23 protein-coding genes and 1 pseudogene are annotated in these 25,490 nt (G+C 68.3%); 18 read left to right on the forward strand and 6 right to left on the reverse strand.

From position 1 onward, the window contains the following. Positions 1 to 73: 73 nt before the first annotated feature. The 9 genes and pseudogenes from KIT86_RS12075 to KIT86_RS12115 all read left to right on the forward strand — a co-directional run. A complete protein-coding gene (locus KIT86_RS12075) occupies positions 74 to 838 on the forward strand; it encodes a pseudouridine synthase (protein WP_297398708.1) in 765 nt (254 codons plus the stop codon). Position 839: 1 nt separating this feature from the next. Further along, positions 840 to 2,249: an 8-oxoguanine deaminase gene (locus tag KIT86_RS12080; RefSeq protein WP_297398639.1), complete on the forward strand. Its 1,410-nt coding sequence runs from the start codon at positions 840 to 842 to the stop codon at positions 2,247 to 2,249. Between the two features lie 56 nt (positions 2,250 to 2,305). Next, positions 2,306 to 3,571 carry an alpha/beta fold hydrolase gene (locus KIT86_RS12085; protein ID WP_297398640.1) on the forward strand — a complete coding sequence of 422 codons (1,266 nt, stop codon included), beginning with the start codon at positions 2,306 to 2,308 and terminating at the stop codon, positions 3,569 to 3,571. Between the two features lie 82 nt (positions 3,572 to 3,653). After that, positions 3,654 to 5,600: a molecular chaperone HtpG gene (htpG, locus tag KIT86_RS12090; RefSeq protein ID WP_297398641.1), complete on the forward strand. Its 1,947-nt coding sequence runs from the start codon at positions 3,654 to 3,656 to the stop codon at positions 5,598 to 5,600. 115 nt (positions 5,601 to 5,715) lie between these two features. Beyond that, positions 5,716 to 7,119: a class I SAM-dependent methyltransferase gene (locus tag KIT86_RS12095; RefSeq protein WP_297398642.1), complete on the forward strand. Its 1,404-nt coding sequence runs from the start codon at positions 5,716 to 5,718 to the stop codon at positions 7,117 to 7,119. Positions 7,120 to 7,128: 9 nt separating this feature from the next. After that, positions 7,129 to 8,457, forward strand: coding sequence for an ATP-binding protein (locus KIT86_RS12100; RefSeq protein WP_297398643.1), 1,329 nt, complete (start codon positions 7,129 to 7,131; stop codon positions 8,455 to 8,457). Further along, positions 8,454 to 9,635: a hybrid sensor histidine kinase/response regulator gene (locus KIT86_RS12105; RefSeq protein WP_297398644.1), complete on the forward strand. Its 1,182-nt coding sequence runs from the start codon at positions 8,454 to 8,456 to the stop codon at positions 9,633 to 9,635. Before KIT86_RS12100 ends, KIT86_RS12105 begins: the two co-directional genes overlap by 4 nt. Before the next feature lie 25 nt (positions 9,636 to 9,660). After that, positions 9,661 to 10,608 (forward strand): response regulator, encoded by a 948-nt coding sequence (locus tag KIT86_RS12110; protein WP_297398645.1) that lies wholly within the window; start codon positions 9,661 to 9,663, stop codon positions 10,606 to 10,608. 93 nt (positions 10,609 to 10,701) lie between these two features. Then, positions 10,702 to 11,037, forward strand: a pseudogene (locus KIT86_RS12115) (hypothetical protein); the annotation flags it as partial. Positions 11,038 to 11,123: 86 nt separating this feature from the next. Here KIT86_RS12115 and KIT86_RS12120 read toward each other — a convergent pair. The 3 genes from KIT86_RS12120 to KIT86_RS12130 form a co-directional block, all read right to left on the reverse strand. Next, positions 11,124 to 11,552 (reverse strand): organic hydroperoxide resistance protein, encoded by a 429-nt coding sequence (locus KIT86_RS12120; RefSeq protein ID WP_159596270.1) that lies wholly within the window; start codon positions 11,550 to 11,552, stop codon positions 11,124 to 11,126. 62 nt (positions 11,553 to 11,614) lie between these two features. Continuing rightward, the gene (locus KIT86_RS12125) at positions 11,615 to 12,064 is read right to left on the reverse strand and encodes a MarR family winged helix-turn-helix transcriptional regulator (RefSeq protein WP_297398650.1); all 450 of its coding nucleotides are present in this window, start codon (positions 12,062 to 12,064) and stop codon (positions 11,615 to 11,617) included. 155 nt (positions 12,065 to 12,219) lie between these two features. Continuing rightward, positions 12,220 to 13,260: a serine/threonine protein kinase gene (locus KIT86_RS12130; protein ID WP_297398652.1), complete on the reverse strand. Its 1,041-nt coding sequence runs from the start codon at positions 13,258 to 13,260 to the stop codon at positions 12,220 to 12,222. A gap of 52 nt (positions 13,261 to 13,312) precedes the next feature. Between KIT86_RS12130 and KIT86_RS12135 the strand changes: the two genes are divergently transcribed. From KIT86_RS12135 to KIT86_RS12150, 4 genes are all read left to right on the forward strand, one after another. Next, positions 13,313 to 14,191, forward strand: coding sequence for an SAM-dependent methyltransferase (locus KIT86_RS12135; RefSeq protein WP_297398654.1), 879 nt, complete (start codon positions 13,313 to 13,315; stop codon positions 14,189 to 14,191). Between the two features lie 153 nt (positions 14,192 to 14,344). Continuing rightward, on the forward strand, positions 14,345 to 15,532 hold the full coding sequence (locus KIT86_RS12140; protein WP_297398656.1) for a cation:proton antiporter: 1,188 nt from the start codon (positions 14,345 to 14,347) through the stop codon (positions 15,530 to 15,532). Between the two features lie 3 nt (positions 15,533 to 15,535). Beyond that, positions 15,536 to 16,663: a YbdK family carboxylate-amine ligase gene (locus KIT86_RS12145; protein ID WP_297398658.1), complete on the forward strand. Its 1,128-nt coding sequence runs from the start codon at positions 15,536 to 15,538 to the stop codon at positions 16,661 to 16,663. 164 nt (positions 16,664 to 16,827) lie between these two features. Further along, positions 16,828 to 17,085 carry a hypothetical protein gene (locus KIT86_RS12150; protein WP_297398660.1) on the forward strand — a complete coding sequence of 86 codons (258 nt, stop codon included), beginning with the start codon at positions 16,828 to 16,830 and terminating at the stop codon, positions 17,083 to 17,085. Positions 17,086 to 17,089: 4 nt separating this feature from the next. On the opposite strand, the gene KIT86_RS12155 is transcribed toward KIT86_RS12150, so the two are convergent. Next, positions 17,090 to 17,863 carry an ABC transporter permease gene (locus tag KIT86_RS12155; RefSeq protein ID WP_297398710.1) on the reverse strand — a complete coding sequence of 258 codons (774 nt, stop codon included), beginning with the start codon at positions 17,861 to 17,863 and terminating at the stop codon, positions 17,090 to 17,092. A 166-nt stretch (positions 17,864 to 18,029) separates the two neighbouring features. Further along, positions 18,030 to 18,965: an ATP-binding cassette domain-containing protein gene (locus tag KIT86_RS12160; protein ID WP_297398662.1), complete on the reverse strand. Its 936-nt coding sequence runs from the start codon at positions 18,963 to 18,965 to the stop codon at positions 18,030 to 18,032. Positions 18,966 to 19,066: 101 nt separating this feature from the next. On the opposite strand from KIT86_RS12160, the gene asd reads away from it, so the two are divergent. The 5 genes from asd to KIT86_RS12185 all read left to right on the forward strand — a co-directional run bounded on the left by asd (position 19,067) and on the right by KIT86_RS12185 (position 23,198). Further along, positions 19,067 to 19,918, forward strand: coding sequence for an archaetidylserine decarboxylase (asd, locus tag KIT86_RS12165; protein ID WP_297398664.1), 852 nt, complete (start codon positions 19,067 to 19,069; stop codon positions 19,916 to 19,918). A gap of 24 nt (positions 19,919 to 19,942) precedes the next feature. Further along, on the forward strand, positions 19,943 to 21,145 hold the full coding sequence (purT, locus tag KIT86_RS12170; protein WP_297398666.1) for a formate-dependent phosphoribosylglycinamide formyltransferase: 1,203 nt from the start codon (positions 19,943 to 19,945) through the stop codon (positions 21,143 to 21,145). Positions 21,146 to 21,263: 118 nt separating this feature from the next. Further along, positions 21,264 to 21,812, forward strand: coding sequence for a DUF3455 domain-containing protein (locus KIT86_RS12175; RefSeq protein WP_297398668.1), 549 nt, complete (start codon positions 21,264 to 21,266; stop codon positions 21,810 to 21,812). Between the two features lie 121 nt (positions 21,813 to 21,933). Further along, positions 21,934 to 22,500, forward strand: a complete 567-nt coding sequence (locus KIT86_RS12180) for a sigma-70 family RNA polymerase sigma factor (protein ID WP_297398670.1) — start codon at positions 21,934 to 21,936, stop codon at positions 22,498 to 22,500. Beyond that, a complete protein-coding gene (locus KIT86_RS12185) occupies positions 22,497 to 23,198 on the forward strand; it encodes an anti-sigma factor (RefSeq protein ID WP_297398672.1) in 702 nt (233 codons plus the stop codon). The genes KIT86_RS12180 and KIT86_RS12185 overlap by 4 nt, the downstream gene beginning before the upstream one ends. On the opposite strand, the gene KIT86_RS12190 is transcribed toward KIT86_RS12185, so the two are convergent. Next, entirely contained in the window at positions 23,185 to 25,458 is a 2,274-nt protein-coding gene (locus KIT86_RS12190; RefSeq protein ID WP_297398674.1) for a xanthine dehydrogenase family protein molybdopterin-binding subunit, read from the reverse strand. The two genes, KIT86_RS12185 and KIT86_RS12190, sit on opposite strands and share 14 nt — an antisense overlap. Positions 25,459 to 25,490: the final 32 nt, after the last annotated feature.

A 25,490-nucleotide genomic window follows, 5' to 3' on the forward strand; every position in this document is an offset into this window, starting at 1 on the left:
GCGCCCGCCGGCCCATCGGCCCGACCTGGCGCGGGTCGGCAACGTGCGGGGTGAAGTCCGCCTGAACAAGCGCATGGCCGATCTTGGCCTGTGCTCGCGGCGCGAGGCAGACGAGTGGATCGCGCGCGGCTGGGTGACGGTCAATGGCCAGCCGGCCGTGATGGGCCAGCCGGTGCCGCCCGATGCGCAGGTGGAGGTGGCGCCGCAGGCGCGCCACCAGCAGAGTGGCCAGGTCACCATCCTGCTGCACAAGCCGGTGGGTTATGTGAGCGGCCAGCCCGAAGATGGCCACGAGGCTGCGGCCACGCTGATCGGCGCGCCCAGCCAGTGGCGCGGCGACGCGCGCACGCCTGGCGATGGCCGGCGTTTCGCGCCCGAGCACACGCGCGGCCTGGCCCCGGCCGGCCGGCTCGACATTGATTCCACCGGCCTGCTGGTGCTCACGCAGGACGGCCGTGTGGCGCGCACGCTGATCGGCGAGAGCAGCGGCGTGGAAAAGGAATACCTGGTGCGCGTGCACTTCGCGCCCAACGGCCCGCAAGGCGAAGGCGTGGTGACGCAGGACGTGCAGTCGGTTTTTCCGGCCAGGCAGCTTGCGCTGCTGCGCCATGGCCTGAGCCTGGACGGTCAGGCCCTGAAGCCCGCGCAGGTGGACTGGCAGAACCCCGAGCAGTTGCGTTTCGTGCTGACCGAGGGCAAGAAGCGCCAGATCCGCCGCATGTGCGAGCAGGTGGGCCTGCACGTGGTGGGTCTCAAGCGCATCCGCATCGGGCGGGTCGTGCTGGGCAATCTGCCGGTGGGCCAGTGGCGCTTTCTCGGTGTCGACGAGCGGTTCTGACATGGGCGCTGCCGATCGCGTGCTGATCCTGCGCCACGCCGATGTGGTGGTCACCATGGATGCCCAGCGGCGCGAGATCGCCGACGGGGCGGTGGTGGTGAACGGTCGGGCCATCGAGTGGGTGGGGCCGAGCGCCGAGTTGCCGGTGCCCTGGCGCGAGGCGATTGCCAGCGGCAGCGCCGAGGCGATGGACCTGCAAGGCCACGTGCTGATGCCGGGCCTGGTGAACACCCATCACCACATGTACCAGAGCCTCACGCGCGTGGTGCCCGAGGCGCAGGACGCCGAGCTGTTCGGCTGGCTGAGCAACCTCTATCTGCTGTGGGCGCGGCTCACACCCGAGATGGTGCGCGTGTCCACGCAGACGGCGATGGCCGAGCTCATGCTGTCGGGCTGTACCACGACGAGCGACCACCTCTACCTGTTTCCCAACGGGTCGCGCCTGGACGATTCCATCGAGGCGGCCGACGCCATGGGCATGCGCTTTCACGCCGCGCGCGGCAGCATGAGCGTGGGCCGCAGTGCGGGCGGCCTGCCGCCCGATTCGGTGGTGGAGAGCGAGGCCGCGATCCTGGCCGACAGCGAGCGCCTGATCGGCCGCTGGCACGACGCCTCGCGCTACAGCATGCGGCGCATCGTGCTCGCGCCGTGTTCGCCGTTTTCGGTGTCGCGCGATCTGATGCGCGAGTCGGCCTTGCTGGCGCGTTCGCATGGCGTCTCGCTGCACACGCACCTGGCGGAGAACGACAACGACGTGGCCTACTCGCGCGAGAAGTTCGGCATGACGCCGGCGGAGTACGCCGAGGACCTGGGCTGGGTCGGCCGCGACGTGTGGCACGCCCACTGCGTCAAGCTGGACCCGGCGGGCATCGCGCTGTTCGGCCGCACCGGCACGGGGGTCGCGCATTGCCCTTGTTCCAACATGCGCCTGGGCTCGGGCATCGCCCCGGTGGGCGCCATGCGGCGCGCAGGCGTGCCGGTGGGCCTGGGCGTGGACGGCAGTGCCTCCAACGACGGTGCCCACATGCTGGGCGAGGTGCGCCAGGCGATGCTGCTGCAGAGGGTGGGCTTCGGACCGGCGGCGCTCAATGCGCGCGAGGCGCTGGAGATCGCCACCCTGGGTGGGGCGCGCGTGCTGGGCCGCGACGACATCGGCGCGCTGGTGCCCGGGCTCTGTGCCGACCTGGTGGCCTTCGATCTGCGCGGCGTGGCGCACGCCGGGGCCGGCCACGACCCGGTGGCCGCGCTGGTGTTCTGCCAGAGCGCGGACGTGTCGTTGAGCGTGATCAACGGCCGTGTGCGGGTGCGCGACGGCCGTCTGGTGGGCATGGAGCTCGAACCCCTGCTGGCGCGCCATCGCGCGCTGGCGCGCGACCTCTGCGATGCGGCCCGCCATCCGCACACCGCCTGAACGGGCGGCGCGCATCCTGTCACACACGGCGGCAGCTTCCGGGGCCACAATGGCCCATGACCCCGCTCAAGCCCACCCGCGATGCGCTGCTGCGCCACGTGCGCCCGACCGACCTGAAGGCCGCGGTGCAGCTCGTCACGCAGGCCGCGACGGGCGCGATCGGTGTGGCCGAGGGCGTGCACCAGGCGGTGCGCAGCCGCCTGGGCCTGTCCGCCGGGATTGAGCCCGGGCGCACCGGGGGGCTGACGGGTCAGGTCTACCAGGGCATCCGGGGCGTCACGCAGCTGGTGGGCCATGGCCTGGACAGCGCCCTGGCCACCTTGCTGCCCATGGTGGACGATCCCGCGCGCCATCCCGAGCCTTCGCCGGGTCGCGAGGCGGTGCTGGCGGCGCTCAATGGCGTGCTGGGTGACCGCCTGCAGGAAACCGGCAACCCGCTGGCCCAGGCCATGGAGCTGCGCCACGCAGGCCAGCGCCTGCCGCTGGAGAACCGGCCGCTGCTGCGCCAGCGGCTGGGGTCGGCCGCGCCGCACCTGATCGTGCTGCTGCACGGCCTGTGCATGAACGACACGCAGTGGCTTCGCAACGGGCACGACCACGGCGCCTTCCTCGCACAGGCGCTGGGCGCCACGCCGGTCTACCTGCGCTACAACAGCGGCCTGCACACCTCCACCAACGGCCGCGAATTCGCGCGCCAGCTGGAATGGCTGGTGGCGCAGTGGCCAGTGCCGCTGACCTCCATCACCCTCATTGGCCACAGCATGGGCGGGCTGGTGGCGCGCGCTGCCTGCGAGGAGGGCCGGCAGGCCGACCACCGCTGGCGCCCACTGCTGGAGCGGCTGGTGTTTCTGGGCACGCCTCACCATGGCGCGCCGCTGGAGCGCGCCGGCCACGGGCTGGACGTGCTGCTGGCCTCGACCCCCTTCACCGCGCCCTTCACGCGCCTGGGCCAGCTGCGCAGCGCCGGCATCACCGACCTGCGCCACGGCCACGTGCTCGACACCGACTGGCAGGGCCGCGAGCGCTTTGGCTCCGGCGCCGACCACCGCGAACCTTTGCCGTTGCCCGAGGGCGTGGCCTGCTTCACCGTGGCCGCCACGCTGGCGCCCGCGCGCGGCCTGCTGGCCGAGCGCCTGATCGGCGACGGCCTGGTGCCGCTGCGCAGCGCGCTGGGCCAGCACGACGACCCCCGGCGCCGGCTGGTCTTTGCGCGCGAGAGCCAGCGCACGGTGCACCGCACGGGGCATCTGGAGCTGTTGTCCAGCCCGGTGGTGGCCGAGCAACTGCGCGACTGGCTGGCGCCGGCATCGGCCGAGGCTTGAAATCCGGCGACCCGCCCATAATTCCGCCTCGCGTTGCGCTCTCCTCGAGCGCGTTCCTTCGTTTTCACGTCAGCCCATTCCCATGAGCAAACAAACCCTGTCCTTCCAGGCCGAAGTGGCGCAACTGCTCCACCTGGTCACGCACTCGCTCTATTCCAACCCCGACATCTTCCTGCGCGAGCTGGTCTCCAACGCGTCGGATGCCTGCGACAAACTGCGCTTCGAGGCGCTGAACAACGCGGCCCTGTTCGAAGACGCGCCCAACCTGGAAGTGCGCGTGGGTTTCGACCGCGAGGCTCGCACCATCACCATCACGGACAACGGCATCGGCATGAGCGCGCAGGAGGCGATCGACCACCTGGGCACCATCGCCAAGAGCGGCACCAAGGACTTCATGAGCCGACTCTCGGGCGACCAGAAGCAGGACGCCCAGCTCATCGGCCAGTTCGGGGTGGGTTTCTATTCCGGCTTCATCGTGGCCGACAAGATCACCGTGGAATCGCGCCGCGCCGGGCTGCCGGCCACCGAGGGTGTGCGCTGGACCAGCGGCGGCACGGGCGACTTCGAGGTCGAGACCATCGAACGCGCCGCGCGCGGCACCAGCGTCATCCTGCACCTGCGCGACGACGCGAGCGACTACCTTGACCGCTGGAAGCTCAAGTCCATCATCGGGCGCTACTCCGACCACATCAGCCTGCCCATCCTCATGCAAAAGGAGGAGTGGGACGCCGAGAAGAGCGAGCAGGTGCTCAAGGACGAATGGGAGGCCGTGAACTCGGCCAACGCGCTGTGGGCCCGCAGCAAGAAGGACGTGAGCGACGAGCAGTACGCCGAGTTCTACAAGAACCTGAGCTACGACACCGAGGCGCCGCTGGCCTGGAGCCACAACCGGGTGGAGGGCAGCACCGAGTACACGCAGCTGCTCTACATCCCGGCCAAGGCCCCGCAAGACCTCTGGAACCGCGACCGCAAGGCCGGTATCAAGCTCTACGTGCGCCGTGTGTTCATCATGGACGAGGCCGAGGCCCTGATGCCCTCGTACCTGCGCTGGGTCAAGGGCGTGGTGGACTCGGCCGACCTGCCGCTCAACGTCAGCCGCGAGCTGCTGCAGGAGAGCCGCGACGTGAAGGCGATCCGCGAGGGCAACACCCGCCGCGTGCTGGCCATGCTGGAAGACCTGGCGAAGAAGGACCAGGTCGCCGCGCCAGCTGAAGGGGCGGACGGCGTGACCGACGTGGTCAGCGCCGAGGACAAGGCCGCCGCCGAGAAGGACGTGGGCAAATACACGAAGTTCTACGCCGAGTTTGGAGCGGTGCTCAAGGAAGGCCTGGGCGAGGATTTCGCCAACCGCGACAAGATCGCCAAACTGCTGCGCTTTGCCAGCACGCACGGCACGGCGCTGACCTCGCTGGCCGACTACAAGGCGCGCATGAAGGAAGGCCAGGCCGCGATCTACTACATCACCGCCGACAACCGCGCGGCCGCCCAGAACAGCCCGCAGCTGGAGGTGTTCCGCAAGAAGGGCATCGAAGTCCTGCTGATGACCGACCGCGTGGACGAGTGGGCGCTGTCCTTCCTGCACGAGTTCGACGGCACGCCGCTGCAAAGCGTGGCCAAGGGCGCGGTGGACCTCGGCTCCTTGCAGGACGAGGAAGAGAAGAAGGCGGCTGAGGCGGCGGCCGAGACCTTCAAGCCGGTGCTGGAGCGGCTCAAGGAGAGCCTCAAGGACAAGGCCAAGGACGTGCGCGTCACCTCGCGCCTGGTGGATTCGCCGGCCTGCCTGGTGGTGGAGGACGGCGACTACTCCACGCAGCTGGCCCGCATGCTCAAGCAGGCCGGCCAGCCTGCGCCCGAGGTGCGCCCCATCCTGGAGGTCAATGCCGAGCACGCGCTGGTGAAAAAGCTCGAAGGCAGCGCGCATTTCGATGACCTGGCCCACATCCTGTTCGACCAGGCCCTGCTGGCCGAAGGCGGCTTGCCGGACGATCCGGCGGCCTACGTCAAACGCGTCAACGCCTTGCTGGTTTGAGGGCGGTCCCCCGGCCGCGGGCGCGGCTTGGGGGTTGACTACACTCGGGGCCGGCATTCCCACCGGGGCGCAGCGACTTGCGCCTGCCCCCTCTAACCGATCCACCGGCCTCAACGTGAACTTACAGCGTCCATTCGATCACGTCGTCACCTTCCGCAACAGCCAGGGAGAGAGCGCGCGCGGCACCCTTACCAGCCTGCAACGGCGCTCGCTGGTGATGGAGATCTACAACCCGTACTCCATCGTGCAGGTGAGCGAGGTGCTCAGCGAGCTGACCATCCGCTCGGGCGAGCGCAGCATCTACAAGGGCAAGGCGGTGGTGGTGAGCCTGCTCAATACAGGCCTGATGGCAGTGGTGTCGGTGACCCTGATCGATGAATGGAACGATCTGGGTGGCATCGGCCACGATGTCCGCACCGTCTCCGATGCCGTGAGCCAGTTCATCCGTGAGTGGGAGTCGCGTTACAAGGTATCCGAGTCCTACCAGGTGGTGGTCAATGAGATGCGCGCCTACTTTTCCGAGGTGACGCGCTGGCTGGATCAGGCGGACATCACCGCCGGCTTGCCGCGCGATGCCCAGGGGCGCGTGCGGGACGACATCTTTTTCGAGATCGGCCGTCCGCTGCTGGAAAAGGGCAGGGAATACCTGCTCCGGTTTGAAGCGGAGGCGTCCCGCGTGGAGCCCGAGTTTGAGCCGGTGCACCGCGCCTTTGCCCAGGCCGCCATTCACCCGCTGGTGCTGCGGGCGCCCTTCGTCTACCGCACTTTTGCCAAGCCGCTGGGCTATGCGGGCGACTACGAAATGGTGAACCAGATCCTCGGGGATCCTCGTGAGGGGCCCAGCACCTACTTTGAGCTGGTCAACTACATGTTTCTTCAGGCCGGTGTCGCCCAGGCTCACCGCAACCGTGTGGACATCCTGCATGCCCGCCTGCAGGAGCTGTCCGACCGGGCACGCGCCGAGGGGCGCCGGCTGCGGATACTCAACGTGGGTTGCGGCCCGGCCGCTGAACTTCAGAGGCTGGTGGCGGGGCAGGCCGATCAGGACCATCTGGATGTGGTGCTGATGGATTTCAGCGAAGAAACCTTGCAATACGCCCAGCAACGCATCGAGGTTTCCGCGGCGTCTGCGGGGCGCCGTCCGCCACAGATCACGCTCAGGCACGAATCCGTGCACCACCTGCTCAAGCGCTCGGCCAGGGACGAAGCGGTTTCTCCTGACGAACTTTTTGATTACATATACTGCGCAGGCCTGTTCGACTACCTCGCGGACAAGGCCTGTTCCCGCTTGATCCACTACTTCGACAGCCGGCTCAAGCCGGGCGGGTCTTTGCTGGTGACCAACGTCCACTCCTTCAACCCTGAGCGCTACTGGATGGAGCATTTCATGGAATGGCACCTGATCTACCGCGATGAGGCCGGTATCGAACGCCTGTTCCCATCCAGCCTTGGGGCGGTGACGACCTTCACCGATGTGACGAACATCAACCTGTTCGCACAAGCCACCAAGCCGACCTGAATTCCCGCAATGGTGTCTCCCCAACTGCCCGCGACCTACGAAGACGCACAGAAACAGCATCTGCGGTTTTACAGCCGCGTGACCTGCATCGTGACCATCGTGTTGATCCTGAGTGGTGTGGGGCTGGATGCGGCCTTCTACCCTCAGTACCGCAGTGAGTTTGCCGTTGCCCGGGTGCTGGTGGCCGTGCTCATCCTGGCGACGCTTCTGAGTTACTGGACGCCCTTTGGCGAGCGCAACATCCGGGGGCTCACGTATGTCTGGATTGCCTTGCCCCAGCTGATGATTGCCTGGATGATCTTCCATTCCGATGGCGAGCGGTCGATCTACTTCGTCGGATTGACGTTCGCGATCTCGGGCATCGGCTTCTTCCTGCCGCTGTCCATCATCGAGGCATTGCTGTTCAGCCTCTCGACCCTTGCCATGTATGTCGTCGCCTGCATGGCGCGTCCTTCGGGTGTCCAGGAGACGATGGTCTTTCTGGGGCAGATCATGTTCATCCTGTTTTACGGCCTCATCTCTGTCGTGATCTCGGTCTACAGCGGCAGGTGGCGCCTGCGGGCCTACCGCTTGCAGTCGGAGGTGCAGGACAAGAACGAGGAACTGTTGGAGAAGAACCGATTGCTGGCCGAGGTCAAGGGCCAGTTGCTGCAGCGCGAGAAGATGGCTGCCATCGGCACGCTGTCGGCCGGCCTGCTGCACGAGCTCAACAACCCGGTGAACTACAGCCTGATGGCGATCAACATGGGCCTGACCTGCAAGGGCGCCCAGAGCGACGAGATGCTCAAAGAGAGCCTGGTCGATGCGCGCGAAGGCATGCAGCGCATCCAGAACATCGTCACCGATCTCAAGACCTTCGCTTACCAGAAGCCCGGCCAGGACAGCATGCGCCCCTTCCTGCTGGAGAACGCGGTGCGCTCGGCCGTGCGGCTGGCGGGCTACGAGCTCAAGGGCATCGACGTGGCCATCGCCCTGCCGCAGGACAGCCACGTGCTGGGCGACGAGCCGGCCATCATTGGCGTGCTGATCAATCTGCTGAGCAATGCCGCGCTTGCCCTGCAGGTGGCCAAGCGCGAGCAGCCCCGCATCGCGGTGACCGTGGAGCCCAAGGGCCAGCGGCTGGGCGTGTCGGTGCGCGACAACGGCTCGGGCATCGACCCGGCCAACCTGACGCGCGTGTTCGAGCCCTTCTTCACGACCCGCGACGTGGGGGCGGGCCTGGGCCTGGGTCTGAGCGTGAGCTACGGCATCGTGCAACGGCATGGCGGCACCCTGGCGGTGGAGAGCGAGCTGGGCAGCTGGACCGAATTCACCTTTGACTTGCCGAGGCCCGAATGAAACCAGGCGACACCACCGTGACGCGCGGCCTGATCGGGGCCCACGCCATCCTGATGGTGGACGACGAGCTGCAGGCTTGCAAATGGTTTGCCCGCCTGTATGGCAACGAGTTCGTGGTGCTCACTGCCGGCAACGTGGACGAAGCCCTGGCCGTGCTGGCCGAGCGCGGGCACGAGGTGGCCGTGCTGCTCACCGACTACGCCATGCCGCAACGCGACGGCGTGGCCCTGCTCAGCGAAGTCCGCCAGCAATACCCCCATGTGGCGCGCCTGCTGGTCTCGGCCTTCGCCGACAAGGACATGGCAATGTCCGCCGTCAACCTGGGACACGTGGAAAGGATCCTGGAGAAGCCGCTGGACGAAGTGCTGACCCGACAGGCCCTGCGCGAGGCGCTGCAGGCCAGCCAGGAGCGCGCGCGCGAGCGGGCCCTGCTCGAGCGCCGCGCGGCCACGCTGCGCGAGACCCTGGGCTTTCTGGCGCACGAGGTCACCACGCCGCTGGCCACGGTGCAGGGCTACCTTTCAGCCATGCGCGAACGCCACCTCGATCCCAAGGATGCCGACAGCGGCGTGGCGCACATCCTGGAAAAGAAACCGGGCGACGTGCTGTTCATGATCGAGGCCGCGCAACGCCGGGCGGAGTACGCGCAGTCGCTGGTGTCGACCTTTGTGCAGACGGCGCGCGACGCCTACCAGCCCGACAGCGCCCCCAGCCTGCGCGCCAGCGACCTGGTGCAGGCGGTGCGCGAGGAGTATCCGTTCGACCAAGACGAGGCGCACTGGCTCACCAGCGACCTGTCGGACGATTTCGTGCTGCCCGGGCGCCGCGATCTGCTCTACCTCGTGCTCTGCACCCTGGTCAAGAACGCGCTGCTGGCGCTGCGCCCGAATCCCCCGGCCCAGCCCAATGTGCACATCGTGCTCTTGCGCGAGGTCCCCGCGCCGGGCCTTGGCGTGCAGGCTGCCATCCAGGTGCGCGACAACGGCCCGGGCATCCCGGCCGAGGTGTTGGGCCGCTTGACGCTCGAACCCCTGACCACCCGCGCCAGCGCGGGTGGCAGCGGCATGGGGCTGGTGTTCTGCCGCCGAGTGATGACCTCCCTGGGGGGCTCCATCACCGTGCGGTCCGAACCGGGCCAGGGCGCCAGCGTGTCCCTCTATTTCCCTTTCGCGCAATGACCATTCAGGAGGATCCGTGAAGCCCGTGAAAATTTTGTACGTTGACGACGAGGCCATGGCCCTGAAGTACTTCGAGCGCCTGGTGAGCCCGCTGGCGCCTGTGCTGACCGCCAGTTCGGTGGAAGAAGGTCGCTCGATGCTGGCGAAATACGGCGCCGAGATCGCCGTGCTGGTGTGCGACCAGCGCATGCCGGGCGAGTACGGCAACGAGTTGCTGCGCCACGCCCGCCAGTACTACCCGGGTGTGGTGCGCATGCTCACCACCGCGTACTCGGAGCTGGGCGATGCCATCGAGGCCATCAACACCGGCGAGATCTACCGCTACATCAACAAGCCCTGGGAATTGGAGAGCCTGCGCGCGGATCTGAAGAATGCGCTTGAACTGGCCGAGTTGCGCAGCGAACGCGACAGCCTGATGCGCGACCGGCTGATCGCCCAGCAGGGCCAGTTGATGGCCAATCGCCTGGCGGCCTTGCTGATGGTGGGCGCCGCGGTGCACAGCGCAGACCATGAGCAGGCACTGCACCGCTTTGCCCAGGCCGCGATGCGGGTGGGCAGCACGCCGCCGCCCATCGACTGGAACCGCTGGGACCACGCAGATTTGATGCAGGCCGAGGCCCAGCGAGGTGCGGCCATCGCCGCTCACCTGCGCCAATGGTTGCGGGAATTCGGCCCCGGGCGCGATGGCGCGGGCGCGTTGTCGGTGCTGGCGCAGGCCCTGGGCGGCGAGCTCAAAGGGGACCACGTGCAACTGAGCGAAGGCTCGGTATTCACCGCCCTGCTGTCTCTGCCGGTGGGCGAATGGCCGACGGCGCCCCAGTGCGCCTGGCTGGCCTGGTTGCTCTGGCAGGGTGGGTTGGCCGAACTGGTGGTCACGGGCGGGACCCTCGCGGTGCGGCCCGTGGAGGCCGCCCCACTGCCTACGGACTGGCTGGCGGACGCGATCGAGCGCCTGAGTCAGGCGCCCGCCTGAGCCGGCTTGTGACGAAACGTTGCACAACCGGGGGCACTTTTGTCTGAATCAGCGCTCACAATGGGATCTGAACCGCTTTCGAGGAACCTGCTCATGACCACTTCGCCCAGCTCCCATTCCTATGTCGTCCGTGCAGCCGCGGGCGCGTTGCTGGCGGGGGCTGCCCTGTTGGCCGGCTGTGGTTCTGCGGGGGTGGGCATCGGCGTGGGTGTGCCGCTTGGCCCGTTTTCCATCGGCGTGGGCGCTGGCACCGGTGGTGTCAGCGCCGGCGTGAGCACCGGCGTCGGGCCGGTGGGCGTGGGTGTCGGTGTGAACCAGCGCGGCCAGGTCAGCGCAGGGGCCGGGGTGGGGACGAGCACCCGCATCGGCAACAGTGGGGCCAGTGTGGGCGTGGGGGTGGGCACCAGCACGGTGATTCACGATCCGAACGACCGCAACTGAGATCCGCGAAAGACCCCCCAAAAAAAGGCCCACCGGTGCACACCGGTGGGCCTTTTTGCTGGGCGGCTGCGCGCTTACTTCAGCGTGATGGTCACGTCGATGTTGCCGCGGGTGGCGTTGGAGTAGGGGCACACCTTGTGGGCGGTGTCCACCAGGTCCTGGGCCACGGCGCGGTCCACGCCGGGCAGGCTCACCGCCAGGCGGGCGGCGATGCCGAAGCCGGCCGGGATGGGGCCGATGTCGACTTCGGCGTCGATCGACGCGTCGGCGGGCACGGCCACCTTCTTCATGCCGGCGACGTGCTTGAGTGCGCCCATGAAGCAGGCGGAGTAGCCGGCGGCGAAGAGTTGTTCGGGGTTGGTGGCGTTGCCTGCGCCGCCCATGGCCTTGGGCGGGGAGAGCTTCACGTCGAGCAGGCCGTCGTCGCTGCGCGAGGCGCCTTCACGGCCGCCGGTGGTGTGGGCGCGGGCGGTGTAGAGAACTTTGTCGAGGGAAGTGGGCATGGTGGGACTCCTGAGGTTGATGGGCTTCGCGTGGGAAGCTGGGGGGGTGAAAGGGAAGGGGGTCAGGCGGTGAGGCGGTCGCGCAGGGTTTGCACCTGCTGCGTGAGCGCCATCACTTCAGACACGTCGCATTGGGTGGCCTGCAGCACGCAGCCCGGGATGCGCGCAGCGCGGGCCTTGAGTTTTCGGCCCGTGGCGGTGAGGCGGATGAGCACACGGCGTTCGTCCTGCACGTCCCGCAGGCGGGTGACGAGGTCGGCGGCTTCAAGGCGTTTGAGCAAGGGGGTGAGGGTGCCGGAGTCGAGGTACAGGCGCTCACCGAGCTCGGAGACGGTGACGCCGTCGTTTTCCCACAGCACGAGCATGGCGAGGTATTGGGGGTAGGTCAGGCCCATCTCTTCCAGCAGGGGCTTGTAGAGTTTGGTCATCGCCAGCGAGGCGGAGTAGAGCGCGAAGCACAACTGGTGGTCGAGCTTGAGGGCCTGGTCGCTGGAGAGGCTGGGCTTGTTCATGAGGATGGACTGTAGGTGCTTATTTGATTGTGTGCAATTTAATTTTGAGCAACCATTTTGGGCTTGGGGTTTTCATCGGGGTGACAGGGTGCGAGGCTGGCACACCGCTTCCGTTCTGACGCGAGGTCTCCGCCAGAAACAGAACCGGGAAGAACTCAAGCCATCAAAGGCTCACCCTGCATCTCTTCGATCTGCTCCACCAGCATGTCCACCTGCCCCTGCCAGTAGTCGCGGCTGCCGAACCATGGAAAGTTGATGGGGAAAGCAGGATCGTCCCAACGCCGCGCGATCCACGCGCTGTAGTGGATCAGGCGCAAGGTCCGCAGAGGTTCGATCAGGGCCAGCTCACGGCGGTCGAAAGGGCGGAACTGCTCATAGCCATCGACCAGCGCCCCCAGCTGCTGCATCTGCTGGCGCCGGTCGCCCGAGAGCAGCATCCAGAGATCCTGCACCGCAGGCCCCATGCGCGCATCGTCCAGGTCCACGAAATGCGGACCCGCGCCTGGCTGGCCCTCGGGCGTCCAGAGGATGTTGCCCGGATGGCAATCCCCGTGCAGGCGGATGCGCCGAATGCCATCCTCCTCCAGCACCGCCTGCGGCCGCAGCACCGGGTGCGCCTCGATCAGGGCCAGTGCCTCTTCCAGCGCGGCCGCCCACGCGCTGCGAACCTCGGGCGCGATCACCGCGTGCGCCATGAGCCAGTCGCGGGGCTCATGGGCGAAGGCCGCGGCATCCAGCGCCGGGCGCACCACGAACGGCCGCAGCGCACCCACGGTGTGGATGCGCGCGAGAAAACGGCCGATCCACTCCAGCACCTCGAAATTGTCCAGTTCAGGCCTGCGCCCGCCGCGGCGCGGGCTCACCGCGAACGTGAAGCCGCCGAAGTGATGCAGCGTCTGGCCCTGCACACGCAGTGGCGGCACCGCCGGAATCTCGGCCGCCACCAGCTCCTCCGCAAAGGCATGCTCCTCGGCAATCTGCGCGTCGCTCCAGCGCCCGGGCCGGTAGAACTTGGCCACCACCTGATCCACGCCTTGCACCGGCGCCTCCAGATGGATCTGGTACACGCGGTTCTCGAAACTGTTGAGCGCACTGAGGCGTCCATCGCCCCACAGGCCGATGTCGGCCAGCGCGTCCTGCACCAGGTCGGGGGTGAGGGCGCTGTAGGGGTGGGTGCTGTCGTTGTTGGAATCCATGCGAGATTGTCGCCGCTGCCCCGCGGCGAAAAGCTGCGCCTATGATCGAGCCATGTCGAAACACAAGGCGAATGCGGGACGGCCCGCGCCCACTCTGCAGGAACAACTGCCCGAATTGCGGCCAGGCCAGTCGGTCGCGTTGCTCCAGGAACTGCACATCCTAACGCGCGAGGGCAAGCTCAACCAGGATACGCGGCGCAAGCTCAAACAGGTGTATCACCTCGTTCAGTTCATCGAGCCGTTGCTGGCCGAGGTCCTGGCCGCGCGCGGCGATGTGACGCTGGCCGACCACGGTGCAGGCAAGTCCTACCTTGGTTTCATCTTGTACGACTTGTTTTTCAAGGACAAGCCAGTGGGGCGCGTGACCGGTGTGGAAACCCGCGCGGAGCTGGTGGACAAATCGCGCTCGCTGGCCAGCAGGCTAGGTTTTGACCGCATGGACTTTCTGGCCACCACCGTGCAGCAGGCCCTGACCCACCCAGGCCTGCCGCCCACGGTCGACGTCGTGACCGCGCTGCACGCCTGCGACACCGCGACCGACGACGCCATCCAGTTCGGCCTGGCCAAGCAGGCCAGCCACATGGTGCTGGTGCCTTGCTGCCAGGCCGAGGTGGCTGGCGTGATGCGCAAGCACAAGGCGCTGAGTCTGTCGCGCACACCGTTGGCCGAGCTGTGGCGCCACCCGCTGCACACGCGCGAATTCGGTAGCCAGATCACCAACGTGCTGCGCTGCCTGCAGCTCGAAGCCCACGGCTACAGCGTGACCGTCACCGAACTCGTGGGGTGGGAGCATTCGCTCAAGAACGAATTGATCCTGGCCCGTAGAATGGGTCCGGACCGCCATGGCACGCAGGAGCGTGCCCGGCAACGCCTGCAGCAGGTGCTTGAAGAATGCCACCTGCAAGAGCTCACGCAGCGTTTCGCCGCCTGACCGTTTCTCCCCTCTTCAATCCCGGCATGCCGTTGCCGTGACCGCGGCGCTCCATTCAGCCCGTCGCTGGTGGGGTCGCCTGATGTTTTCAGCAAGTGTCCTACACGCTTTGCAGAATGGATCCATCAAACTCTCGCCGAGGAGTTTTTGCCCATGCTCACCGATTACAGTTTCCTGCTCCAATCCATTGCCTGGCCCCTGGTCTTGCTGCTCGCCTGGTTCATCGCCGAGCGCGCGCACGAGGCCTGGCAGATCCCGCGCGTCACCAGCTACGTCGCGGTCGGGCTGGTCGGTGGGCTGGTCAATCTGCCCGGCCTGACGACCGACGTGCCGGGGCTGCCCTTCCTGGCCAATGTGGCGCTTTCGCTGGTGCTGTTCGAGCTGGGTTATCGCATCAACCTGCGCTGGTTCCGCCACAACCCCTGGGTGCTGGTGCTGGGCGTGATCGAGTCCATCGTGACCTTCGGGGTGATGTACTGGGTCAGTGGCTGGTTCGACCTCGCCACCGACCTGCGCCTCATCATCGCGGCCCTCTCGATCTCGGCCTCGCCAGCGGGCATCCTGCGCGTGGCCAACGAGCTGCGCAGCGCCGGCCAGGTGACCGAGCGCGTGCTGCACCTGTGCGCCATCAACTGCATGATCTCGGTGCTCGCGCTCAAGCTGGTGGTGGGCTATTGGTACCTCAGTACCTCGGGCGACCTCGTGCTCGCGGCCTTCGGCAGCATCCACCAGGTCGGCACCTCGGTGGCCGTGGGCGGCCTGCTCGGCGTGGCCGTGCCCTGGCTGCTGCGCCTGCGAAACACGCACGAGCGCGGCGTCACCGTGGTGTTCGCGTTGTCGGTGCTGTTGCTCACCACCGCGGCCTACGGCCTCAAGCTCTCGCCGCTCCTGGCCGCGCTCACTTTCGGCATCGTGGCGCGCGAGCGTCGGGTGCACCTGACCAATGCGCAGCGCGACTTCGGCACCGCCGGGGACCTGCTGTCGATCTTCCTGTTCGTCTACATCGCCTCGCTGCTCGACTGGGCCGACGTGGGCACCGGCATGCTGCTGGGCTTGCTGCTCATCCTCGTTCGCACGGCCTCCAAGGTCGGCTGCAACCTCGCGGCCGCGCGGCTCTCGGGCATCACCGAGCGCAAGGGCCTGCTCACCGGCCTGGCACTCACGCCGATGTCGGCCTTCGCCATCCTGCTGATCGAGCAGAGCCGCCTCTACGGCTTTGCGCCCGCGGTGGAGGTGCTCTCGGTCATGGCCGGCATGATGCTGCTGCAGGAGCTGCTGGGCCCGGTGGTCACGCAGCGCGCGCTGCTGGCGGCACACGAAACCCATGTGACGAAGGGATAAGCCATGCCTTTGGAAACCTTCAAGTCCTCCGATTCCCTGACCATGGGCGTCGAGCTCGAACTGCAGCTGGTCAACACCTACGACATGGATCTCTCCAGCAGCGCCAACGACCTGCTGGAGCTGCTGCGGCGCAAGCCGTTCCCGGGCGTGGTCACGCCCGAGATGACGCAGAGCATGATCGAGATCGCCACCGACGTGCAGCGCGAACACGGGCCCCTGCTTGCGCAGCTGCAGCAGATCCGTGACACGCTGGTGAGCGCGGGCGACCGCCTCAACATCGAGCTCTCCGGTGGCGGCACGCACCCGTTCCAGCGCTGGTTCGAGCAGCGCATCTTCTCCAAGCCGCGCTTCGAACAGCTCTCGGGCCTGTACGGCTACCTTGCCAAGCAGTTCACCGTGTTCGGCCAGCACGTGCACATCGGCTGCGCGAGCGCCGATGAGGCGCTGTTCCTGCTGCACTCGCTCAACCGCTACGTGCCGCACTTCATCGCGCTGTCGGCCTCATCGCCGTTCTCGCAAGGCGTGGACACGCTGTTTGATTCCGCGCGCCTGAACTCGGTGTTCGCCTTCCCCCTCAGTGGGCGCGCGCCCTTTGTGCTGAGCTGGGAGGAGTTTGCCAACGTCTATTTCACCAAGATGGAGAGCACGGGTGTGGTCAAGTCCATGAAGGACTTCTACTGGGACATCCGGCCCAAGCCCGAGTACGGCACCATCGAACTGCGGGTCTGCGACACGCCCTTGACGGTGGAGCGTGCCGCGGGGCTGGCTTGCTACCTGCAGGCGCTGTGCCGCCACCTGCTGGAGCGGCGCGAGCTGCCGCCCGAAGAGGACGACTACCTGGTCTACACCTACAACCGTTTCCAGGCCTGCCGCTTCGGCCTGGACGGCATGATGGTCAACCCCAAGACGCGCGAGCAGATCAGCATCCGCGAGGACATTCTCGCCACGCTGCGCCACCTCACCCCCCATGGTGTGGCGCTCAACTCACTGGCCGCGCTCGACGAGATCGAACGCACCGCAGGCCGCGTGGGCAACCACGCGACCTTCCTGCGCAACCAGTTCAAGGAAAGCGGCAGCGTGCAGTCGGTGGTGCGCGCCAGCGTGGAGGCGCTGCGCGGCCCCCGTTCGTGATGCAGTTCACGAACGGCGTGTAGGGACAACACACGCTCTGTCAGCGAAGTTCCTACAGCGCGAATGGCGGGGCGCCGACTTAACGTTCCAGGGGGGCGTCGGTACAGTTTGTTTCATCGACAGCCCATTTGTCACCGTTCAAACCGACTCCCAGGAAGCCCCTCATGTCCACCACCGCCACCCGCCTCAACCCCTTCGTCCTGATGCTTGATCCGGAAGCCGTCATCAGCGCCATGGAGACCAGCGCCACCCTGCGCGGCATCCGCAGCCGCATCTGCCGCCCGCTGGACAAGCCGCTGATTCCCAAGATTTTCGACACGGCTGCGCGCGAGTTCGACGCCGTGATCGAAGCCGAGGACTTCATCGACACCGGCAGCGAGCTGTACAGCGACGCCCAGCCGGCGCTGCGCGCGGTTCACTGAGAGGCTATCTGGCGAACCTCTTGCGCGTGAGCGCGAGGGCCAGCCAGAACGCTGCCACGGTGTAAGCCAGCAGCACCCCGCCGTGCAGCCAGGCCTGCGTGGGCCACTGGTCCATGAACAGCGGCCGCACCAGTTCCACCGCGTTGGTCAGCGGCAGCCAGTCCGAGATCTGACGCACCACCCCAGGCAGCTGCTCGCGCGGGAAGAACACCCCCGAGAGGAACATCATGGGCGTGAGGAACAGGGTGAAGTAGTAGGTGAAGAAGTCGTAGCCCTTGGCCAGGGCGTTGAACACCAGCGCAATGCACGAGAACGTGATGCCCACCCCCAGCAGCACGGGCCAGGCCAGCAGCAGTTTGGGGGAATGGCTGATGCCCAGCGCGAGCATCACGCCCAGGATGGCCGTCACCGTGAACAAGGCCTTGAAGCCCGCCCACAGCATTTCCGCCAGCACCACGTCGTCCAGGCTCACCGGCGCGTTCATGATGCCGTCCCAGGTCTTCTGCACGTGCATGCGGGAGAAGGCGGAGTACAGCGCCTCGAAACTGGCCGCGTTCATGGCGCTCATGCAGATGCTGCCGCTGGCGAGGAACAGGATGTACGGCACGGCCACGCTGCCCTGCGGCGTGCCCAGGTTGACCTGGCCGACCAGCGCGCCCATGCCGTAGCCGAAGGCGACCAGCCACATCAGCGGCTCGGCGATGTTGCCCACGAGGCTGGGGATGGCGAGCTTGCGCCAGACCAGCAGGTTGCGCAGGAAAACCGGCCACCAGCGCATGGACAGGCGCGGGGGGGCAAAGTGAGAACGCCCCGCTGCGCGGCGCGCGTCCCCCTTGGAGGGGGGCGCAGCCTGCGGCCCGGCAAAGGCGGTTCCGTGGGTGCGCTGGACGGGCGCTTCGCCTTCTTCGGCCGGGTCGGGGGTGGGGGTGGTGGTCATGCGGTATCTATCCATCCTCGCGGATCTGCCGACCCGTGAGCTTGAGGAAGAGGTCTTCCAGGTTGGCCGGCCGGTGCAGCGTGCGCAGGTGGTGATGCTCGCCCAGCGCGGCCAGCAGCGGCTGGGCCTGCGCGGTGTAGAAGAACACGGTCTCGCCGCTCACTTCCACGCGCGCGGCGAGCGCGCGCAGGGCGGTGTGTTCTTCGGCGTGGGCCAGTGCGAGTGCGCCGTTGCCATACACCTCCACCACGTCGGGCTCCAGGTGCTGGGCGATCAGCTCGCGCGGCCGGCCCTCGGCGATCTTGCGGCCATGGTCGAGCACCAGCAGGCGCGAGCACAGGCGCTCGGCCTCGTCCATGAAGTGCGTGGTCAGCAGGATGCTCTTGCCTTGCTGCAACAGCATCTGCAGGCGCTCCCACATGAGGTGGCGCGCCTGAGGGTCCAGGCCGGTGGTGGGCTCGTCCAGCATGAGCAGACGCGGGTCGTTGACCAGCGCGCGCGCCAGCGAGAGGCGCCGCTTCATGCCGCCCGAGAGCTCGCCGGGCTTGGCGTGGGCCTTGTGCGAGAGCGCGGCGAATTCGAGGAGTTTCGGGATGCGTTCACGGATGGTGGCCGTGGGCAGCCCGAAGTAGCGGCCGTACACCAGCAGGTTCTCGGCGCAGTCGAAGTCCGGGTCCAGCGTGTCCATCTGGCTCACCACGCCAAGCTGCGCCTTGATGGCCAGGGCGTCGCGCGGCATGTCCTGGCCGAAGGCGGTGATGGTGCCGGCGTCGGGCGCGGTCAGGCCCAGGCACATGCGGATGGTGGTGGTCTTGCCAGCGCCGTTGGGCCCGATCACGCCCAGGCATTCGCCCGGGCCGATGGCAAAACTCAGGTCGTTCACCACGGTGCTCTCGCCATAGCGTTTGACCAGGTGCCGGCATTCGAACAGGGCGTCTTTCATGTGCCGGCATTGTGCCCGCTCGCCCCGGGGCGCCGGGGGCCGGCCCCTACAATGCGGGGCTGCCCGCGAGGGTCTTGTCCCCGTCACCGTCCTGCCCACCCATGTCATTCGCCGTTGCCCTGCAATACGTCTTCCCGAAGCGCGCACTCACTGTGTTTGGGGGCTGGGTGGCCAATGGCCGCTGGGGCGGCATCACGCAGTGGATCATCCGCCGCTTCATCCGCAAGTACGGCGTGAACATGGCCGAGGCCGCGAACCCCGACCCGCAGGCCTACGCCAGCTTCAACGAGTTTTTCACGCGCGCGCTGCGCGCCGACGCCCGCCCGCTGGCCGATGCGGCGTTTGTCTGCCCGGTGGATGGCGCCATCAGCCAGTTCGGCGCGATCGCGCGCGACCAGATCTACCAGGCCAAGGGCCACACCTACAGCACGCGCGCGCTGGTGGGCGGGGACGCCGCCCTGGCCGCACAGTTCGACGACGGCGCCTTCGCCACCATCTACCTCAGCCCGCGCGACTACCACCGCATCCACATGCCGGCGGCGGCCACGCTGCGCCGCATGATCCACGTGCCGGGCGACCTGTTCTCGGTCAACCCGGCCACGGCCCAGGGTGTGCCCGGTCTGTTCGCGCGCAACGAGCGTGTGGTCTGCGTGTTCGACCTGCAGGTGGGTGAGACCACCGTGCCCTTCGTGCAGGTGCTGGTGGGCGCGACCATCGTGGGCAGCATGGCCACCACCTGGCACGGCGTGGTGAACCCGCCGCGCCCGGGCACGGTGCGCGAGTGGTCTTACGACGACAGCCCGGTGCATTTGCAGCGCGGCGAGGAAATGGGCCGCTTCCTGCTCGGCTCCACCGTGGTGCTGCTGTGGCCGCGCGACACCCTCGCCTTCAACCCCGAATGGGCGCCCGGCAACGCCGTGCGCCTGGGCGAGGCCATGGGCCAGGCCCTCTGACGGTTTCTTTTTTCTGGAGTTCTCATGACCACGCTCGGCACCCCTCTGTCTCCTTCGGCCACCCGGGTCATGCTGCTTGGCTCGGGCGAGCTTGGCAAGGAAGTGCTGATCGCGCTGCAGCGCCTGGGCGTGGAGACCATCGCGGTGGACCGTTACGAGAACGCCCCGGGCCAGCAGGTGGCGCACCACGCGCGCACCATCACCATGAGCGACCCGGCGCAGCTCAAGGCGCTGATCGAGGCCGAGCGCCCGCACCTGGTGGTGCCCGAGATCGAGGCCATTGCCACGCCCATGCTGCAAGAGCTGGAGGCCGCTGGCGTGGTGCGCGTGATCCCCACCGCGCGCGCCGCGCGCCTGACCATGGACCGCGAAGGCATCCGCCGCCTCGCCGCGGAAACGCTGGGCCTGCCCACCAGTCCTTACCGGTTCTGCGATTCGCTCGACGAGTTGCAAGCCGCCATCGACGCAGGCATCGGTTACCCCTGCATCGTCAAGCCCGTGATGAGCAGCAGCGGCAAGGGCCAGAGCAAGATCGATGGCCCGGCCGACGTGAAGGCCGCCTGGGACTATGCGATGTCGGGCGGGCGCGTCAGCCCTGGCCGCGTGATCGTCGAGGGCTTCATCGACTTCGACTACGAGATCACCCAGCTCACCGTGCGCGCCAAGGGCGCCAGCGGCGACGTCGAGACGCATTTCTGCGACCCGATCGGCCACGTGCAGGTGAGTGGCGACTACGTGGAGAGCTGGCAGCCGCACCCGATGACGCCCAAGGCCCTGGCCGAATCGCGCCGCATCGCCAAGGCCGTGACCGACGACCTCGGCGGCCAAGGGCTGTTCGGCGTGGAACTGTTCGTCAAGGGCGACCAGGTGTGGTTCAGCGAGGTCAGCCCGCGCCCGCACGACACCGGCATGGTGACCATGATCACCCAGTGGCAGAACGAGTTCGAGCTGCACGCCCGCGCCATCCTGGGCCTGCCGGTCTCCACCGCGCTCAAGAGCCCGGGCGCCAGCGCCGTCATCTACGGTGGCGTGGAGGCCGTGGGCATTGCTTTTGACGGTGTGGACGAGGCCCTGCAGGTGCCGCAGACCGAGCTGCGCCTGTTTGGCAAGCCCGAGAGCTTCACCCGGCGCCGCATGGGCGTGGCGCTGGCGCACGACGCCGACGTGGAGCGCGCCCGCACCCAGGCCAAGCTGGCGGCCTCGAAGGTCCGGCCGCGCCAGGCCTGAGCCCGGGCCAAGATTTTTTTTGCATCCGGCTGCATCCAAAACGCCGGTTGGCGAGTAGTGGAAGCAGTGGCGCCGTTTTTGCGCTGCTGCCCACAACCCAACCCCGAGGAGTTTTGCCATGCTGTTCAAATCCACCCTGGCCGCGGCCGCCGTGCTCGCCATGACCGCCTGCGCTTCCAACATGGGCGCGCCCGCCATGATGTATTCGCAGGCCAGCCTGCCCGATGCCGTGAAGGTGCCTGCCGGCCACAAGGTCGCCATGGAAACCGTGGGCGTCGGCCAGATCACCTACGAATGCAAGCCCAAGGCCAACATGGCCGGCCAGTTCGAATGGGTGTTCGGCGGCCCCGACGCCAAGCTGCTGGACCGCAGCGGCAAGCAGGTCGGCAAGTACTACGGCCCGCCCGCCACCTGGGAAGCCATGGACGGTTCCAAGTTCACCGCCACGCAGCTGGCCGTGGCGCCCAACGGCGACGGCAACATCCCGCTGCAGCTCGTGAAGGCCAACCCGGCCATGGGCATGGGTGCCATGAGCGGCGTGACCTACACCCAGCGCGTGGCCACCAAGGGCGGCGTGGCGCCGTCCTCCGCCTGCGGTGCCGCCAATGTGGGCGCCAAGCAGGTCGTGCAGTACCAGGCCGACTACATCTTCTACAAAGCGTCCTGATGGTGCGAGGCCGGCGGGGGCCTTGCGGCCCCGCCGGCCTCGCCGATCGGCTAGGATGGCCGGCAGTCCCCCCGGCGCGCGCCCGCGCCGAGGCTCTTGCGCCTTCCGAGCCCGACCGCCCTTGCCTCCATCCGACCCCGACGCTTTCGACCACGATGCCGCCCTGGCCGCCTGTGCGCGGGGCGATCGTGCGGCCCTGCGCCGCCTGTACGAGCACGAAGGCCGTTACCTGATGGGGGTGGCGCTGCGCATCGTGCGCGACCGCGCCACCGCCGAGGACGTCTTGCACGACGCATTCATGAACATCTGGACCCGCGCCGCCACCTTCGATGCCCGCCGCGGTGCGGGCCGGGGGTGGATGTACGGCATCGTGCGCCACCGCGCGCTGGATGCCGTGCGCGCGGGCGCGCGCACCGTCTCGGCCGACGAGTCGCAAATGGACGCGCTGCAGGCCGAAGACCCGCCCGCCGCGCCCGACATGGCCGAGGCCTTCGCGCTGCGCGCCGACCTTGGCCGGCTCGACGACTGCCTGGCGCGCCTGGACACGCCCAAGCGCAACTGTGTGCTCTACGCCTACCTCGACGGCTGCAGCCACGGCGAGATCGCCGAGCGCCTCGGCGCGCCGCTGGGCTCGGTCAAAGCCTGGATCCGCCGGGGGCTGGCCTCGTTGCGGGAGTGCCTGGCATGACGGCACACGACCCCATCGACGAACTGGCCGCGGCCTACGTGCTGGGCACGCTCTCGGCCGCTCAGCGGCGCGAGGTGCAGGCCCGCTTGCCCAACGATGCCGCCTTGCGCGACGCCGTCGATGGGTGGGAGGGCCGCCTGCTGCCGCTGACCGCGCTGGTCGAGGCGGTAGAGCCTTCCCCGGCGCTGTGGACGCGGATCGAACGCGCCATTGCTCCCCCGCGCGCACCGGCCCGGGCCAGTGCGTGGCAGACCTGGTGGAGCAGCCTGGGCTTCTGGCGCGCGGTGGCCGCCACCGGTTTCGTGGCGGCCTCGGTGGTCGCGCTGCTGCCCGCCACCGGCCTGTTCGCCCCCGCCGCGCCCCGCTACATGGTGGTGCTGGTCGCACCCAATGGCACGGCCCCGGGCTGGGTGGTGCAGACCAGCGGGAGCGGCAGCTTGCGCCTGGTGCCGCTGGGCACCACGGCCGTGCCCGAGCAGCGCTCGCTGCAGTTCTGGACCAAGGCCGACGACTGGAACGCCCCGGTCTCGCTGGGCCTGGTGCAGCCGGGCCAGCCGCTGGAAGTCAAGCTCGACCAGCTGCCGCCGCTGGTGCCCAACCAGCTGTTCGAGATCACGCTGGAGCCCTACAACGGCTCGCCCACCGGCCGCCCGACCGGGCCGATCCTCTACATCGGGCGCGCGGTCAAGCTGACCTGAGCGGCAGGCTGCGCGGGCGCTGGCCCGTGAGCGCGAACAGGGCGTTGGCCACCGCGGGCGCGATCGGCGGCAGGCCCGGCTCGCCCACCCCTTCGGGCGGCGCGCTGCTGGGCAAGACCAGCACCTCGACCATCGGCATCTCGGGAAAGCGCAGCACCGGCTGGTCGTGGAAGTTGCTGGCCTGCACCTGGCCGTTGACGATGTTCACCTCGCCATACAAAGCCGCCGAGAGCCCGTAGACGATGGCGCTCTCCATCTGCTGCACGATGCCGGCCGGGTTGACCGCCGTGCCGCAGTCGATCGCGCACCACACGCGGTGCACCCGGATCGACTTGTCGGCGCCCACGGACACCTCGGCCACCTGCGCCACGATGCTGCCAAAGGACTCGTGCAACGCGAGGCCGCGCGCGGTCTTTGCGCCATCGGGTGCGGGCGCCGAGGCCGTGCCCCAGCCGCCGGCCTTGGCCGCTGCCTGCAGCACCGCGAGGTGCCGGGGGTGGCGCTGCAGCAGGCGTTCGCGAAACGCCAGCGGGTCGGTGCCGACGGCGTGCGCGGCCTCGTCGATGAAGCTCTCCTTGAAGAAGGCCTGGTGCGAATGGCCCACCGAGCGCCAGAAACCCACCTGCAAGGGCAGGGCGACGGCGGCGTGTGCGATGCGCGCGGCCGGCCATTCGTAGGGCTGGTCGAACGCGCCCTCGGACGTGGTCTTGTCCGGCCCGCCGCCGGGCAGGCCGAACAGGCGGCCCAGCGCCTGCGGCACGATGGCCTGGCCCGCGCTGGTGTTCTGCCAGGCCACCAGTTGCCCCTGGGCATCGAAGCCGGCCTTGAAGCGCGAGACGCAAGCCGGGCGGTAGATGTCGTGGCGCAGGTCCTGCTCGCGCGACCACATCGTCTGCACCGGCGCGCCAGGCACGGCCTTGGCGATGGTGGCGGCCTGGGCGATGAAGTCCACCTCCAGCCGCCGGCCGAAACCGCCGCCGAGCAGCAGCACGTGAACCGTCACCGCCTCGGCGGGCAGGCCCAGCGCGTCGGCCGCGGCCTTGCGCGCCAGGCCCGGCACCTGGGTCGACACCCAGACCGTGGCGCGGTCGCCGTCGAAGCGCACCGTGCAGTTCATCGGCTCCATGGTGGCGTGCGCGAGGTAGGGCGCGCGGTACTCCGCCTCGATGGTGCGCACCGCGCCGGCCAGGGCCGCGTCCACGTCGCCTTCGGTGAAGAAGGCGAAACCCTTCTCGGTGTCCAGTGTGCGGGCCAGTTGCTCGATGGCGGCGGCGCTGTGGAAGTCCGCGAGCTCGCCCGCGTCCCATTCGATCTTCAGGGCCTCGGCCGCCTGCTTGGCGCGCCAGGGGTGGTCGGCAATCACGGCCACGCCGCCGGTGCCGCCGTGGCTGGGCTCGAACGAAACCACGGTGCGCACGCCCGGCATGGCCTGGGCGGCGGCCGCGTCGAACCGGACGGCGCGCCCGCGCAGGGTGCGGCACATCTGCACGCTTGCGTGCAGCAGGCCCTCGGGCCGGGCGTCGATGCCGAAGCGCGCACTGCCATCGGCCTTGCTCGCGGCCTCGATGCGGTTCGTCGGGCGGCCAATCAGATTGAACTGTGCGGGCGTCTTGAGCGTGGGCGAGCGCGGCAGGCGCTGCTGCGCGGCCGCGCCGGCCAGGCTGCCGTAGCCCGCGCGCTGCCCGGCCGGGCCGAGCACCTCGCCGTTCCCGGTGCGGCAATGGGCGGGATCGGTGTTCCACTGCCGGGCTGCCGCGTTCACCAGCATCTCGCGCGCCGATGCCCCGGCCTCGCGCATCGGCAGCCACAGGTCTTTCACGCTCGAAGAGCCGCCGGTCATCATCACGCCGATCTCACGCATGGCCTTGGCCGCCATCCAGCGCGCCGCGTCCAGCACCCGGCTCTCGCTGTCCGGGTGCACCGGCAGGCCGTCCACCACGGTGGCGATGTTGTTGTAAATCTTGTCGATGGGCGAGGCCTCGAAGCGCACGCGCGACCAGTCGGCGTCCAGCTCGTCGGCCAGCAGCATGCACAGCGAGGTGGCCACACCCTGGCCCATCTCGCTCTTGGCCAGCATCACGGTGACGCTGCCATCCGCATCAATCTTCACCCAGCCATTCAGAGCGGCCTCGTTCGCCCCCACGGGCAGCGGCTGGGCGGTGGTGAGCCGCTGGCGCGGCGGCAGCACGGACCAGCCCAGCACCAGTGCGCCGCTGGCGGCGAGGGTGCCGAGGATGAATTTGCGTCGGGTGGTGGCCATGGGGTGTCCTGAAGGGCGTCGGCGCAGCTTAA

Source organism: Hydrogenophaga sp., assembly GCF_026125825.1.
Taxonomy (GTDB): domain Bacteria; phylum Pseudomonadota; class Gammaproteobacteria; order Burkholderiales; family Burkholderiaceae_C; genus Hydrogenophaga.